A 13,877-nucleotide genomic window follows, 5' to 3' on the forward strand; every position below is an offset into this window, starting at 1 on the left:
CCGACTGCACTGCGTGAATACGTTTACATGCAGGATGCCGCGGAAGCGGTGCGGTATATGTACCCGGCCGCCCGCACCGGCCGGTTTTCGCACACGGGACAACGCATGCACGCCACCGGTTCGACGTCCAAGCCGCCGCTTTCGTTCTGGCAGATCTGGAACATGTGCTTCGGCTTCCTGGGCATCCAGTTCGGCTTCGCCCTGCAGAACGCCAACGTCAGCCGCATCTTCCAGACGCTGGGCGCCGAGATGGACTCGCTGCCCGGGCTGTGGGTCGCCGCGCCTTTGACCGGCCTGCTGGTGCAGCCGGTGATCGGCTACCTGTCCGACCGCACCTGGACCGGGTTGGGCCGCCGCCGCCCCTATTTCCTCGCCGGCGCCCTGCTCGCCTCGCTGGCGCTGCTGTTCATGCCCCACTCGCCCACCCTGTGGATCGCCGCCGGCCTGCTGTGGGTGCTGGATGCCTCCATCAACGTGTCGATGGAGCCCTTCCGCGCCTTCGTCGGCGACCAACTGCCGGTCTCGCAGCGCGCCAAGGGCTATGCGATGCAGAGCTTCTTCATCGGCATCGGCTCAGTGGTGGCCAGTCTGCTGCCGTGGCTGCTGGAGAAGGTAGGCGTGGCCAACACCGCCGGCCCCGGCCAAGTGCCCGACACCGTGCGCTACGCGTTCTACGCCGGTGCCGCGGTGCTGGTGGGCGCGATCGCCTGGACCGTGCTGCGCACCCGCGAATACCCGCCGGACGCGCTGGAAGCCTTCGACGAGGCGGCGCCGCTGGATCGCGCACCGCTGGACCGCGTGCGGGCCACCCGCTTCGGCCTGCTGTGGCTGGCGATCGGCGCGCTGGGCCTGGCCGGCGTGGCGTGGCAGGGCCTGCCGCGCGAGCTGTACCTGCTGGGTGCGCTGCTGGCGACCTACGGCGTGGCGCTGCTGGCGCTGACCGTGGTGGGCCGCGACAGCGGCTTCGCCCAGGTGATGACCGACATCTATGCGATGCCACTGGCGATGCGCCGGCTGGCGGTGGTGCAGTTCTTCTCGTGGTTCGCGCTGTTCGCGATGTGGATCTACACCACCGCCACCGTGACCAGCGTGTACTACGGCAGCACGGACACCGCCTCCGCCGCGTACAACACCGGCGCCAACTGGGTGGGCGTGCTGTTCGCCGCGTACAACGGCTTTGCCGCGCTGGCGGCGATCGCGATCCCGTGGATGGCCCGCCGGTTCGGCCTGCGCGGCAGCCACCTGGTGAACGTGTCACTGGGCGGGCTGGGCCTGGCTTCGATCCCGTTCCTGCCCGACGAGAACTGGCTGGTGCTGTCGATGGTCGGCGTCGGCATCGCCTGGGCCTCAATTCTGTCGCTGCCCTATGCGCTGCTGTCCGACAGCGTGCCCGCCCGCAAGATGGGCGTGTACATGGGCATCTTCAATTTCTTCATCGTCATCCCGCAGCTGGTGGCGGTGGCCACGCTGGGCTACATCCTCAAGCACGTGTTCGCCGACGACCCGGCGAAGATCCTCGTGCTGGGCGGCGCCAGCATGCTTGTCGCCGGGCTGTGCGTGCTGCGCGTGCCCGAACCCGCCGCCCATACCTGAGGCACGTCCCGACCATGCACCCGATCCGCAACGCTCTTGCCGCCGCCCTGCTGGCTGCCACCGCCACCGCCTGCGCGGGCACTGCGTCCAGGCCGGCACCGCCGGCAGTCGACTACTACGGCACGCTGGAGCCGTTCGCGCGCGAAGCGGTCTACTTCGTGATGACCGACCGCTTCGTCAACGGTGACCCCGGCAACGACCACCGCGACCAGGGCGGCGCACACCGCACCTTCGACATCCCGCTGGCGCCCTGCAACGGCGTGGCCGGCAACATCGGCTACCTGGGCGGCGACTTCAAGGGGCTGGCGGACCACCTGGACTACATCCGCGAGATGGGCTTCACTTCGGTGTGGATCACCCCGATCGTGGACAACCCGGACGAAGCCTTCACCGGCGGCACCGCGCCCAGCTGCAAGGGCTTCCTCTCCGACCAGGGCAAGGCTGGCTATCACGGCTACTGGGGCGTGAATTTCTACAAGGTGGACGAGCACCTCCCCAGCCCCGGCCTGGACTTCAAGGACCTGACCGACGCGGTGCACGGCAAGGGCATGAAGCTGGTGCTGGACATCGTGGGGAACCACGGCTCGCCGGCCTGGGGCATGGCCTACGACCAGCCCAAGTTCGGCAAGCTCTACGACAAGGACGGCACGCTGATTGCCGACCACCAGAACCTGCCGCCCCAGCAGCTGGACCCGGCGCACAACCCGCTGCACCGGTTCTACAACACGGTCGGCCCGGTGGACGGGGCCAAGGGATCGATCTTCGACGGCAACCTGGCCCAGCTGTCCGACCTCAACGAGCGCAACCCCGCGGTGCTGGACTACCTGGCCGGCGCCTATGAGCAGTGGATCGATCAGGGCGCGGACGCGTTCCGCATCGACACCATCGCCTGGATGCCGGACAGCTTCTGGCAGGCCTTCACCACCCGCATCCGGGCAAAGCACCCGGGCTTTTTCATGTTCGGCGAGGCCTTCGACTACGACGCTGCCAAGATCGCCACCCACACCCTGCCCGGCCACGGCGAAACCAGCGTGCTGGACTTCCCGATGAAACAGGCGATGGAGGAGGTCTTCGGGCGCAAGCAGGCCGGCTTCGAACAGATGGCGCCGGCGCTGCATCTGACCGGCGGCCCGTATGCCAACCCCTACGAGCTGGCCACCTTCTACGACAATCACGACATGCCACGGCTGGATGCCAGCGATGCAGGCTTCATCGATGCACACAACTGGCTGTTCACCGCGCGTGGCATTCCGGTGGTCTATTACGGCTCGGAAATGGGCTTCATGCGCGGCCGGCCCGAGCACGGCGGCAACCGCAACTACTTCGGCACCGAAGGGATTGCCGCCGCCAAGGCAAGCCCGATCCGTGCGGCGCTGACCCGCATCGCGCAGGTGCGTGCCGCCTCACCGGCGCTGCAGCGCGGGCTGCAGCTCAATCTGGAGCTGCAAGGCAACCGCGCCGCGTTCTACAGGGTGTACCAGCACGACGGCGTGCACCAGATCGCGCTGGTCCTGCTCAACAAGGGCGACGCGCCAGAGCATTTCGACGTCCGCGCGATGCTGCAGGCTGGCGACTGGCGCGACGCGCTGGGCGGCGGCATCCTTCCGGTACGCTCCGGCGAAGCGCTGCAGGCCGACGTGCCGGCGCACGGCGTGCGCGTGTTCCTGCTGGACGCCCCGGCGACCGAGCCTGCGCTGCTGGCCGCGCTGGACGCGGCAATGGCCGGCGCGCGGCTGCCGCGCTGAACCTCAGCGCCCGCTGGAGGCGCGGACGTCGAGCGTCGGCTCCAGCATCACGCTGCGGGCCGGCTGGTCGCGCACCTGCTTGAGCAGGGTATCCACCAGCAGCTCGCCGGCGCGCGAGGTGTCCTGCACCACGGTGGTCAGCGGTGGATCGGCGAAGCGCGCCATCGGCGTGCCGTCGAAGCCCACCACCGCCACGTCGTCCGGCACCCGTCGTCCCGCCTCTTTCAGCGCATGGATCGCGCCGATCGCGATCAGGTCGCTGGCCGCGAAGATCGCGTCGAACACCTCGCCGCGCGCCAGCAGGGTGCGCGCCGCGGCATAGCCCGCTTCCTCGGTGCTATCCGCATCCACCTGCAGGGCCGGCGCCATGGCCAGCCCTGCCTCGTGCAGGGCCGCATCGCACCCCTGGTAGCGGGCAAAGAACTCAGGGAACCGGGACGACGCGTCGCCGAGGAATGCAATCCGCCGGCGTCCGCGTTCCAGCAGGTGGCGGCCGGCCAGCATCCCACCCGCATGGTTGTCGCAGCCGATCGAAATCCCCGGCTGGCCAGGCTGCACCTGCCCCCAGCGCACGAAATGCGTGCCCTGCTCCACCAGCCGCTCCAGCTTGCCCCGGTAGGCGAGATAGTCACCGTAGCCCAGCAGGATCAACCCATCGGCCTTCATGCTGTCCTCGTAGTCGGCGTGCCAGTCGTCGGACAGCTGCTGGAACGAGACCAGCAGGTCATGGCCGTGACGGGCGCAGGCGCGGGTGATCGACCCCAGCATGGCCAGGAAGAACGGATTGATGTGCGACTCGTCCGGGGTCGGGTCCTCGAACAGCAGCAGCGCCAGCGTGCCGGCGCGCTGGGTGCGCAGGCTGGACGCATGGCGATCCACCTTGTAGTTCAGCTCGCGCACCGCCTGCTCCACCCGGCGGCGCGTGTCGGCATTGACCAGCGGGCTGCCTGCCAGCACGCGGGAAACAGTGGCCTGCGAGACGCCCGCCCGGTGGGCGATGTCCAGCGAGGTGACCCGGGTTTTCTTGCGGGTGCGACGAGACTCCTGCATGGCGGGAGTGTAGCAATGCCGCCGCCTGCCGGCCCCCAACCAGCCGTCGGCAGGCGGCGAACGACCTCGGGCGCAGGCTCGCTGGCGCCCATACGGCGCGGGGATCGCCGGTGATTTCAGACCCGCCGCGCAGCAGCACCCACAGGTGAACTTGCCCGAGACGAATCCCGCCAAGTGCGACCAATGAGCGGAATGATCCCTTGAAGCCGCCGCTGTCTCGACTGATCAACTGGCACAGCACGGATGTGGCACGGATCTGATACGGAGGCCGGTTGAAGCCCCAAAGCAAAAGGGCCAATGAGCGCAGGCTCATTGACCCTGGTGCGATCTGGATGGCGCGCCCGGAAGGATTCGAACCTCCGACCCCCAAGTTCGTAGCCTGGTGCTCTATCCAACTGAGCTACGGGCGCAGAAGCGGAATTATGCAGAACCGCTATTTGCACGTCAACGGAAATTTTCCATCGCCACGCAAGTTGTTTCGGGTTTCGCCGCAAGTGGCGGAGACTGAGGGATTCGAACCCTCGATGGAGCTTTTGACCCCATACTCCCTTAGCAGGGGAGCCCCTTCGGCCTCTCGGGCAAGTCTCCGTGAGGCGAAACCGCGAGCCGGGAAGGATACAGGCAATGCGGCGTTCCGGCAAACCTCAGGACGATTTTTCTTCGTCACCGCCGGCGGCGTCGCCCTGGATGCGCTGGTAGATCTCCTCGCGGTGGACTGCGACGTCCTTCGGGGCGGTGATGCCGATCCGCACCTGGTTGCCTTTTACGCCGAGCACGGTGACGGTGATCGCATCACCGATCATCAGTGTCTCGCCAACCCTTCTGGTCAAGATCAACATCGCGCAACTCCCCTGTCGCTGGCTTTCGCAGGCGCCCGACCATACGGGTGCACAGACGTCCAGTCCAGTCGATCATACTGGCGTGCATCCGCCCGCGACAACCCAAGCGGGCCTGCACCGGCTCAAGCCTGCAGCTTGCCTCGCACCCACTCTGCAACGCCGGCCAGCGCGGCAACCAGCGCCGGGCCATCCTCACCCCCACCCTGTGCCAGGTCGGGACGACCGCCCCCCTTGCCATTGGCCTGGCGGGCAACGTCGCCCAGCACGTCGCCGGCCTTGACCTTGCCCAGTGCGGCGCCGCTGACACCTGCCACCAGTGCGGCCTTGCCGGCATCCGCGCCAGCCAGCACCACCACGGCATCGCCGAGCTGCTGCTTGAGCCGGTCCACCGCTTCGCGCAGTGCCTTGGCGTCGAAACCCTCCAATCGCGCCGCCAATACCTTGATGCCGGCAACCTCCTGCGCCTGCCCGGCCAGATCACCGGTGGCACTGGAGGCGGCCTTGGCCTTGAGCGCCTCGACCTCGCGCTCCAGCTTCTTCTGCCGTTCCAGCAGCGCTCGAAGCTTGTCGGCGACCTCCCCGGCATTGCTGCCAAGCAGCTGGGCGACCTCGTGCAGGCGTTGCTCCTGCGCAGCCACATGGTCCAGCGCGCCCTGCCCGGTCACCGCCTCGATGCGACGCACGCCGGCGGACACGCCGCCCTCTGACACGATCTTGAACAGGCCGATGTCACCGGTGCGGGACACGTGGGTGCCGCCGCACAATTCGGTGGACGCAGGACCGAAGCGCAGCACCCGCACCTGCTCGCCGTATTTCTCGCCAAACAATGCCATCGCGCCGAAATCCAGCGCCTCCTGCATCCCCATATGGCGGATTTCGCCTGCGTGGTTGGCACGCACCTCCGCGTTGACGCGACGCTCCACTTCGGCCAGTTCCGCCGCGGTCATCGGCTGGAAATGCGAGAAATCGAAGCGCAGTCGATCCGGCGCGACCAGCGAACCCTTCTGCTGGACGTGAGTGCCCAGTACGTTGCGCAGGGCGGCATGCAGCAGGTGGGTAGCGCTGTGATTGAGCACGATGGCGCCGCGACGGGCCGCATCGACCGCACCTGCCAGCACATCGCCCTTCCTCAGGCTGCCGGACTGGAGCATGCCAGCATGGCCATGGAACTGGCCGGCAAGCTTGAGGGTATCGCTCACCGCAAACTGCACGCCGCTTGCCGACAGCACGCCGGTATCGCCCACCTGGCCACCGGATTCGGCATAGAACGGGGTTCGGTCGAGCAGAACGATGGCGGCATCGCCCGCCGCGATCGCATCGACGGGCTTGCCATCCTTGAGCAGCGCGACCACGGTCAACCCATCGACGGCCAGGGTCTCATAACCCAGGAAGCCGGTCGGCGCCAGGTGCGCCACCAGCTCGGCCGGCAGCTGCACGCCGCCGCCGAACTTGCCGGCCGCGCGGGCGGTTTCCTTCTGCTGCGCCATGGCGGCATCGAAGCCGGCAACGTCCACCGACATGCCGCGCTCGCGCGCCATGTCCTGGGTGAGGTCCAGCGGGAAGCCGTAGGTGTCGTACAGGCGGAAGGCGTCGCCGCCCGGGATGACGCCGTCGGTCACCTTGGCCGCGACGTCGTCGAAGATGCGCATGCCGGCATCGAGGGTTTCGGCGAAGCGTTCCTCCTCGGCCTTGAGCGCGCGCTCAGCGGTGGCGCGGCCGTCGCGCAGCACCGGATAAGCCTCGCCCATCAGGGCGTCGAGGGTGGCGACAAGCTTGTGGAAAAAGGGCTCGCGCATGCCCAGCATCCAGCCGTGGCGCAGCGCACGGCGGATGATCCGGCGCAGCACGTAGCCACGCCCTTCATTGGACGGCAGCACGCCATCAACAATCAGGAAGGCGCAGGCGCGGATGTGGTCTGCGATCACACGCAGCGACTTGTTCTCCAGGTCTTCCGTGCCGGTCAGTTCGGCGGCACGCCTGATCAGCGCCTGGAACAGGTCGATCTCGTAGTTGGAATGCACGCCCTGCAGGATGGCGGTAATGCGCTCCAACCCCATGCCGGTGTCCACGCAGGGCGCGGGCAGCGGCGTCAGGGTGCCGTCCGCAGCGCGGTCGAACTGCATGAAGACGTTGTTCCAGATCTCGATGTAGCGGTCGCCATCCTCGTCCGGCGAGCCCGGAGGCCCCCCGAAATGGTCGGGGCCATGGTCGTAGAAAATTTCGGTGCACGGGCCACAGGGGCCGGTATCGGCCATCTGCCAGAAGTTGTCGGAGGCGAACGGGGCGCCCTTGTTGTCTCCGATGCGGATGATCCGGTCTTCCGGCAGGCCGATGTCATCGCGCCAAATGGCGTAGGCCTCGTCGTCAGTGTGGTAGACGGTGGCCAGCAGGCGGTCCTTTGGCAGCTTCCAGACCTCGGTCAACAGCTCCCAAGCCCAGGCGATGGCCTCTTTCTTGAAGTAATCGCCGAACGACCAGTTGCCCAGCATTTCGAAGAACGTGTGGTGGCGGGCGGTGTAACCGACCGAATCCAGGTCGTTGTGCTTGCCGCCTGCGCGCAGGCAGCGCTGGACGTCCGCCGCGCGCACGTAGCTGCGCTTCTCCGCGCCCAGGAAAACATCCTTGAACTGCACCATGCCGGAGTTGGTGAACAGCAGGGTCGGGTCGTTGCCCGGCACCAACGGTGCGGACGGCACGATGGTGTGCCCCTTGGAGGCGAAAAACTCGAGGAAGTCGCGGCGGATGTCGGAGGTGGTTTTCATGCGGGCATCGGAAGGTGGCGGGCGCCAGTGGGCCCGCAAGCCGACCAAGATGCGGCCGCGGAACCGAGTTGGCAACCCAATGCCGTCAGTTTACAGGCCGCGCCGGCTCTGGAGCCCGGTGACTGGATGCCTGTCCGGGCGCCGGCGTTGTCCATGTGCCGCATTGTCGCCGCCGCGAAGGCCGGCAGCTCAATCCAGATCGGCGGCCAGCGCCGTCTGGACCTGGGCCAGGTCGAACCCTCGTCGCAGCAGGAAATTCGCGGCTTTGCGACAGGCATCCCGATCCCCTTCCAGCGCCTGCGGGTGGCGCCGCTGCAGCAGCTGGCGGGCATTGTCGATCCAGTCGCCCTCATACCCGGCCATCGCAGCCTCGACCACCTCCCCGGACAGCCGGTGGGTGCCCAGCTCGGCGCGGATGTAGGCCGGCCCGTAACCGCTGCCAGCGCGACTGCGGACCAGGGACTCCGCAAACCGGGCCTCGTCCTGCCAGCCAGCCTCGGCCAGCCGGTCGACCGCGGCAGCTGCGTCATCGGCCTCCACGCCGCGCTGCTTGAGCTTGCGGATGAGTTCGTCGCGGGAATGCTCGCGGCGGGTCAACAGGCCAAGCGCCCGCTGGACGGGCGTCGGTTCCGGGCGGCGGCGCTTCGGCGCTGACGAGGACGCCCCATCGCCACCGCCGCCGGATGCAGTCATTCGTCGATGCCGGCGTCGCCTTCCTCGCGCGCGGCCTCCTCGGGTACGAACTTCTCGCGCAGTGCGGCTTCCAGCTTCTGCGCGGCGGCCGGGTTTTCCTTGAGGTACTGGCGGGCGTTCTCCTTGCCCTGGCCGATGCGCTCACCGTCGTAGCTGTACCAGGCGCCCGCCTTCTCGACCAGCTTGGCCTCCACGCCCATGTCGATCAGTTCGCCCTCGCGGCTGATGCCCTCGCCGTAGAGGATCTCGGTGACCACCTGCTTGAACGGCGGCGCCAGCTTGTTCTTCACGACCTTGATACGGGTCTGGTTGCCGATGATCTCATCGCCCTTCTTGATGCTGCCGATGCGGCGGATGTCCAGCCGGACCGAGGCATAGAACTTGAGCGCATTGCCGCCAGTGGTGGTCTCCGGGCTCTGGCCGGGCATCATCACGCCGATCTTCATGCGCAACTGGTTGATGAAAATGACCAGGCAGTTGCTGCGCTTGATGTTGCCGGTGAGCTTGCGCAGCGCCTGGCTCATCAGGCGCGCCTGCAGGCCGGGCAGCTGGTCGCCCATCTCGCCCTCGATCTCGGCCTTCGGGGTGAGTGCGGCCACCGAGTCGACCACCACCATATCCACGGCATTGGAGCGCACCAGCATGTCGGCGATCTCCAGCGCCTGTTCGCCGGTATCCGGCTGCGACAGCAACAGGTCATCCAGGTTCACGCCCAGCTTCTGCGCGTAGATCGGGTCCAGCGCGTGTTCGGCGTCGATGAAGGCGCAGGTACCGCCCGCCTTCTGGCACTGGGCGATGGCCTGCAGGGTCAGCGTAGTCTTGCCCGAGGACTCCGGCCCGTAGATCTCCACCACGCGGCCCTTCGGCAATCCGCCGATGCCCAGCGCGATGTCCAGCATCAGCGAGCCGGTGCCGATGGTTTCCACCGCCTCCACCGTGCGATCGCCCATGCGCATCACGGAGCCCTTGCCGAACTGGCGCTCGATCTGGCCCAGGGCCGCCGCAAGCGCGCGCTTCTTGTTCTCGTCCATCGTGGTGCTCCTCAAGTCGGTGATCTCTGGAATGGGGTCAGCTTAGGCGGGGCGCGTCGCACGGGCTGCGACGCGACAGCGCGAGGGGAAACGTCGCATGGCGAGCCGGGCGCGGAGCATCGGGAAACGCCGGGCGGCGGCTCGGGGTTCCCCGTGCGTACGGGCCGGAACAACGGCCGGATCACGCATTGGGACGCACCAGGCCGCAATAGAGCCCCTCGATGGCGAAGTCCTGCCCGGGCTGCACTTCGATGGGGGCGTAGTCCGGGTTGCGCGGCAGCAGGCGGATCCGGCCCGACCCGATCTTCAGCAGCTTGACGGTGATTTCGTCGTCGATGCGGGCGATGACGACCTGGCCGTTGCGGGCCTCGGAGGTGCGGTGTACGCCGATCAGGTCGCCATCGAAGATGCCTTCATCGCGCATGGAGTCGCCCTTGACCTTGAGCAGGTAGTCGGGCGTGGGCGAGAACAGCGCTCGATCCATCAGCACCATCTGGTCGCTGCCGATGTCGGCGCCGATCGGTACGCCCGCCGCCACCTGCCCCAGCACCGGCAGTTGGAGGGCGGCGTCGTTCGCGGCCGGCAGGTCCAGCGCCTGCTGGAGCGACGCCGGGACCTGCAGCAGGCGGATGCCGCGGGCGCGTCCGGAGACACGCTCGATGACCCCCGCAGCCTCCAATGCTTCCAGATGGTACTGGGCACCCCGAAGGCTGAAGGCAAACGCCTTGGCGATCTCGGTCTGCGACGGGGGCATGCCTTCCGCTTCGAGGCGGTCGGCGATGAAGGCGTGGATGGCGCGCTGGGTGTCGGTCAGGCTCATGGGTAGTAGTAATACTACTACCGACAACTGGCGTCAACCGCCCTGGCCACCCATCTGCGCATCCAGACCGTGCAGGGCCGCGGCCACGGTCTGCCGGCGCACCGCATCGCGATCCCCATGGAAATGGAAAACCTCGGCGTGGGCATAGCCACCGCGCCGTTTCCAACCGATCCACACCGTGCCCACCGGCTTGTACGGATTGCCACCGCCCGGCCCCGCAATGCCGGTCACCGCCACGGCAATGGTCGCGCCGGAGTGCACCAGCGCGCCCGACACCATTTCCACCACGCACTCGCGACTGACCGCGCCATAGGACTCCAACGTCTGCGGACGCACGCCCAACAGCGCCTGCTTGGCTTCATAGCTGTAGGCGACCATGCCGCAATCGAACCAGGCCGAGCAGCCGGGGATGTCGGTCATGCATTTGGCGATCCAGCCGCCGGTGCAGCTCTCGGCCGTCACCAACATATGCCGCGCCGCCAGCAGGCGTTCCCCGGTGTGGCGGGACAGCGCTTCGAGTTCGGCATCGGTGGGAGCGTGCATGACCGGGATCCACGGGAGTTGCACGCGTTGTAACGCATATGGGCCGGAAACAAAACCGGCCCGCTCGCGCGGGCCGGTGGGAGGCCGGAAGACGCCGGGCGCGCCGGGCAATCCTTCAGTAACGCCAGCGCAGGGTGACGCCGTAGGTGCGCGGCTGGCCGAGGAATGCGTTCCACGAGCCGGTCTGCAACGGCGCGTCAAAGGCCACCTGCATGTACTCGGCATTGGTCAGGTTCTGCGCCCACAGCTCGACCGCCCAGTCGCCCTTGCGGCCGCCCAGGCTGGCGCGCGCATTGACGGTGGTGTAGCCCGGCTGCAGCTTCTGCGGGTCGAGGTCGGAGCCGGTGTTGTACTCGCTCATGTACTTGGCGCCGATGTGCAGCCGCGCAACCAGGTTGCGGCCCACGTCGAACTCGTAGCCGATCGACGTGGTGGCCGACCACTTGGGCGCGAAGCTGGCGGTGCTGCCCGGCAGCAGCACCAGGTCCGCATCCGGCAGCAGATCGCGGCCGTACTTGGTGGTGGCGTAAGTCAGGCCGCCCTGCAGGAACAGCCCGCCGCGCTGGTACAGCACCTCGGCATCGACGCCGCGCGATGTGACCTTGGGAATCGAGCGCACCACGAAGCTGGTGCCCAGGAAGCTGTTGAGCTGGAAGTCGCTGTAGATCTGGTTGAACAGCGTCGCATTGAGCAGCAGGTTGCCGCCCAGCCAGGTGGTCTTGGCGCCCAGCTCGTAGCTGTCGACGAACTCCGCCGGGAACGAGGTGTCGTCCACCGGCACGATGCCGCTGGTGCCGCTGGACAGGCCGGTGTTCGACTGCACGCGATCGAGATTGAAGCCGCCCCCCTTGTAGCCGCGCGCTGCGGAGAGATAGGTCATCACGTGCGGGTTCCAGCGGTAGGCCGCCTTCACGGTGCCAGACCATTCGCCTTCCGACATGTCCTGTTGGGTATGCCGCCCGTTATGCGCCACGTTGGTCCATGGCAGGCAGGAAAAGCCGATCACCTGCGGTGCCGCGGCCGAAGCCTGGGAAACCGTCAACCCGCGCGCCACCAGTGCGGCCACCACCTGGGCCGGATTGGCGAGCATCGACGCACAGCCCAGGCCGCCGTTCGGATTGCTGTAGGACGACGACAGCGACTTGTCCTCGCGGGTGTAGCGCAGGCCCACGGTCAGGTCGAACGCGTCGGTGGCATGCCAGGTGTTGTTGGTGAACAACGCCAGGCTCTTGGCGTTCTGGGCGTAGCGGTCCTTCGCGCCCTGGCCCAGGAAGACCGTGCCGAACGGCCGCCCGGACGCCTGCGACAGGAACAGCGGCGCGGTGGGGCTGGCCGCCAGCGCCGGATTGATCCGGCTCAGCAACGCGATCGAAAGATACGGCTCGTACGCGGCACCGATGCGGTAGGCCTCGTTGCGGTCCAGGTCCTCGTTCGAATAGAACGCGCCCACCATCCAGTCGACGCTGCCGGTGGCGCCGGTCAGACGCAATTCCTGGCTGAAAGTGTCGAACGCGCTGTAGTTGTCGTCCTTCGTGGGCTCGCGGTACAGCAGGTCGGCGGTGCTGAAGTCGAAGTCGAGGCCGTTGGCCGAGCTCCACCGGCGCTTGGCGGTGATCGAGGTCAGGGTGGCGCCGTCGAACCACGGCGTGATCCAGTCGGCCTGCAGCGACAGGCCGCGGTCCTTGATGTGCTGGCCGGTGCTGCGGTTGCTCCAGGCCTGGCGTGCATAGGGATCGGCAACCGGCGCAACCCCGGTATCGCCGGGAAGCGGCGTCAGCGCATCAAGGATCGCCGCGGTCGGCCCGCGGATGATGGTCACGCCGGTGCAGCAGTCCTCGGTGCGGTTGGTGACGTCCGTGGCAAGGTTGAGCGTCAGGTTGTCGGTGGGATCCCAACGGAACTGCGCCCGCACCGTGCCGAAGTCCTGGTTGAAGTCGTCGGTTTCGGCGCGCGGGCCGGCGCCGGTGTGCACGTCGATGTAGCCGTCGCGGGCACGCTGGGCGGCGTAGATGCGGAACGCGGAGCGGTCGCCGATCGGCAGGTTCAGGCTGCCGGCCAGGCCGATCGCACCGTAGTTGCCCATGGTGAACTCGACGTCGGCGGCGGGCTCGAAGCCCGGGCGCTTGGTGACCACGTTGATCACGCCGGCCGAGGTGTTCTTGCCGAACAGGGTGCCCTGCGGCCCCTTCAGTACCTCGATCCGCTCCAGCTCGCCCAGGTCGCCGAACCCCACGCCGTTGCGCGGGCGGTACACGCCGTCGATCACCACGCCCACCGACGACTCCAGGCCGGCGTTGTCGCCCACCGTGCCAATGCCGCGGATGCGCGCGGTGGTCAGGGCCTCGCTCTGGGTGCTGGTCACGGTCAGCCCGGGCACCAGCACCTGCAGGTCCTTGACGTCGCGCACGCCGGTGTCCCGCAAGGTCTGTTCGGTCAGCGCGGTCACCACCACCGGCACGTCCTGCATGAGCTCTTCGCGCTTCTGCGCGGTCACCACCAGCGTGTCAAGGGTCTTCGCCTCCTGCGACTGCGGCGATGCTTGCTGCGCCATCGCCGGCAGGGCGAACATGGAAACCAGTCCGACGACGACGGCGGCGGACAGTGCACAACGTTGCGGCTGCTTGCGAAGCATAGGTCCCCCTCGAAAGATGGTGGTGTGATGCGATGGCGACAACACGCCATGCCCCGGAAACGGGGCGGATGGCCAGTGGGGGTTGGCCGGTGCCATGACGCTAGCACAGTCGGGACAGGCCGGATAGCGGGGGTGCGCGGGTCGCCGGAACCCGCGCGAGCGACCCTTC

At 67.7% G+C, this 13,877-nt stretch carries 10 protein-coding genes and 2 tRNA genes; 2 read left to right on the forward strand and 10 right to left on the reverse strand.

Translation table 11 applies throughout. The features are described from left to right. The first annotated feature begins 105 nt into the window (after window positions 1–105). Together ACK4SG_RS01785 and ACK4SG_RS01790 are read left to right on the forward strand one after the other, a co-directional pair. Complete coding sequence (locus tag ACK4SG_RS01785) at window positions 106–1,593, forward strand: MFS transporter (protein ID WP_409599148.1); 1,488 nt, start codon at window positions 106–108, stop codon at window positions 1,591–1,593. 14 nt (window positions 1,594–1,607) lie between these two features. Next, complete coding sequence (locus ACK4SG_RS01790) at window positions 1,608–3,338, forward strand: alpha-amylase family glycosyl hydrolase (protein WP_409599149.1); 1,731 nt, start codon at window positions 1,608–1,610, stop codon at window positions 3,336–3,338. A 3-nt stretch (window positions 3,339–3,341) separates the two neighbouring features. Here the strand turns inward: ACK4SG_RS01790 and ACK4SG_RS01795 are convergent, their stop codons facing one another. From ACK4SG_RS01795 to ACK4SG_RS01840, 10 genes are all read right to left on the reverse strand, one after another. Continuing rightward, window positions 3,342–4,388, reverse strand: a complete 1,047-nt coding sequence (locus tag ACK4SG_RS01795; RefSeq protein ID WP_409599150.1) for a LacI family DNA-binding transcriptional regulator — start codon at window positions 4,386–4,388, stop codon at window positions 3,342–3,344. A gap of 333 nt (window positions 4,389–4,721) precedes the next feature. Then, window positions 4,722–4,798: transfer RNA gene (locus ACK4SG_RS01800), tRNA-Arg, on the reverse strand. An 85-nt stretch (window positions 4,799–4,883) separates the two neighbouring features. Next, window positions 4,884–4,976: transfer RNA gene (locus ACK4SG_RS01805), tRNA-Ser, on the reverse strand. Between the two features lie 56 nt (window positions 4,977–5,032). Beyond that, a complete protein-coding gene (gene csrA, locus ACK4SG_RS01810; protein ID WP_409599151.1) occupies window positions 5,033–5,227 on the reverse strand; it encodes a carbon storage regulator CsrA in 195 nt (64 codons plus the stop codon). A gap of 122 nt (window positions 5,228–5,349) precedes the next feature. Next, window positions 5,350–7,989 carry an alanine--tRNA ligase gene (gene alaS / locus ACK4SG_RS01815; RefSeq protein ID WP_409599152.1) on the reverse strand — a complete coding sequence of 880 codons (2,640 nt, stop codon included), beginning with the start codon at window positions 7,987–7,989 and terminating at the stop codon, window positions 5,350–5,352. A 189-nt stretch (window positions 7,990–8,178) separates the two neighbouring features. Next, window positions 8,179–8,682, reverse strand: coding sequence for a regulatory protein RecX (locus tag ACK4SG_RS01820; RefSeq protein ID WP_409599153.1), 504 nt, complete (start codon window positions 8,680–8,682; stop codon window positions 8,179–8,181). Then, window positions 8,679–9,713 (reverse strand): recombinase RecA, encoded by a 1,035-nt coding sequence (gene recA / locus ACK4SG_RS01825; protein WP_409599154.1) that lies wholly within the window; start codon window positions 9,711–9,713, stop codon window positions 8,679–8,681. Before recA ends, ACK4SG_RS01820 begins: the two co-directional genes overlap by 4 nt. Before the next feature lie 181 nt (window positions 9,714–9,894). Beyond that, window positions 9,895–10,533, reverse strand: coding sequence for a transcriptional repressor LexA (gene lexA / locus ACK4SG_RS01830; protein WP_409599155.1), 639 nt, complete (start codon window positions 10,531–10,533; stop codon window positions 9,895–9,897). 33 nt (window positions 10,534–10,566) lie between these two features. Then, on the reverse strand, window positions 10,567–11,076 hold the full coding sequence (locus ACK4SG_RS01835) for a CinA family protein (protein WP_409599156.1): 510 nt from the start codon (window positions 11,074–11,076) through the stop codon (window positions 10,567–10,569). A gap of 115 nt (window positions 11,077–11,191) precedes the next feature. Then, a complete protein-coding gene (locus ACK4SG_RS01840; RefSeq protein ID WP_409599157.1) occupies window positions 11,192–13,645 on the reverse strand; it encodes a TonB-dependent receptor in 2,454 nt (817 codons plus the stop codon). Window positions 13,646–13,877 lie beyond the last annotated feature (232 nt).

It is taken from the genome of Thermomonas sp. (assembly GCF_046293095.1).
Lineage (GTDB): Bacteria > Pseudomonadota > Gammaproteobacteria > Xanthomonadales > Xanthomonadaceae > Thermomonas.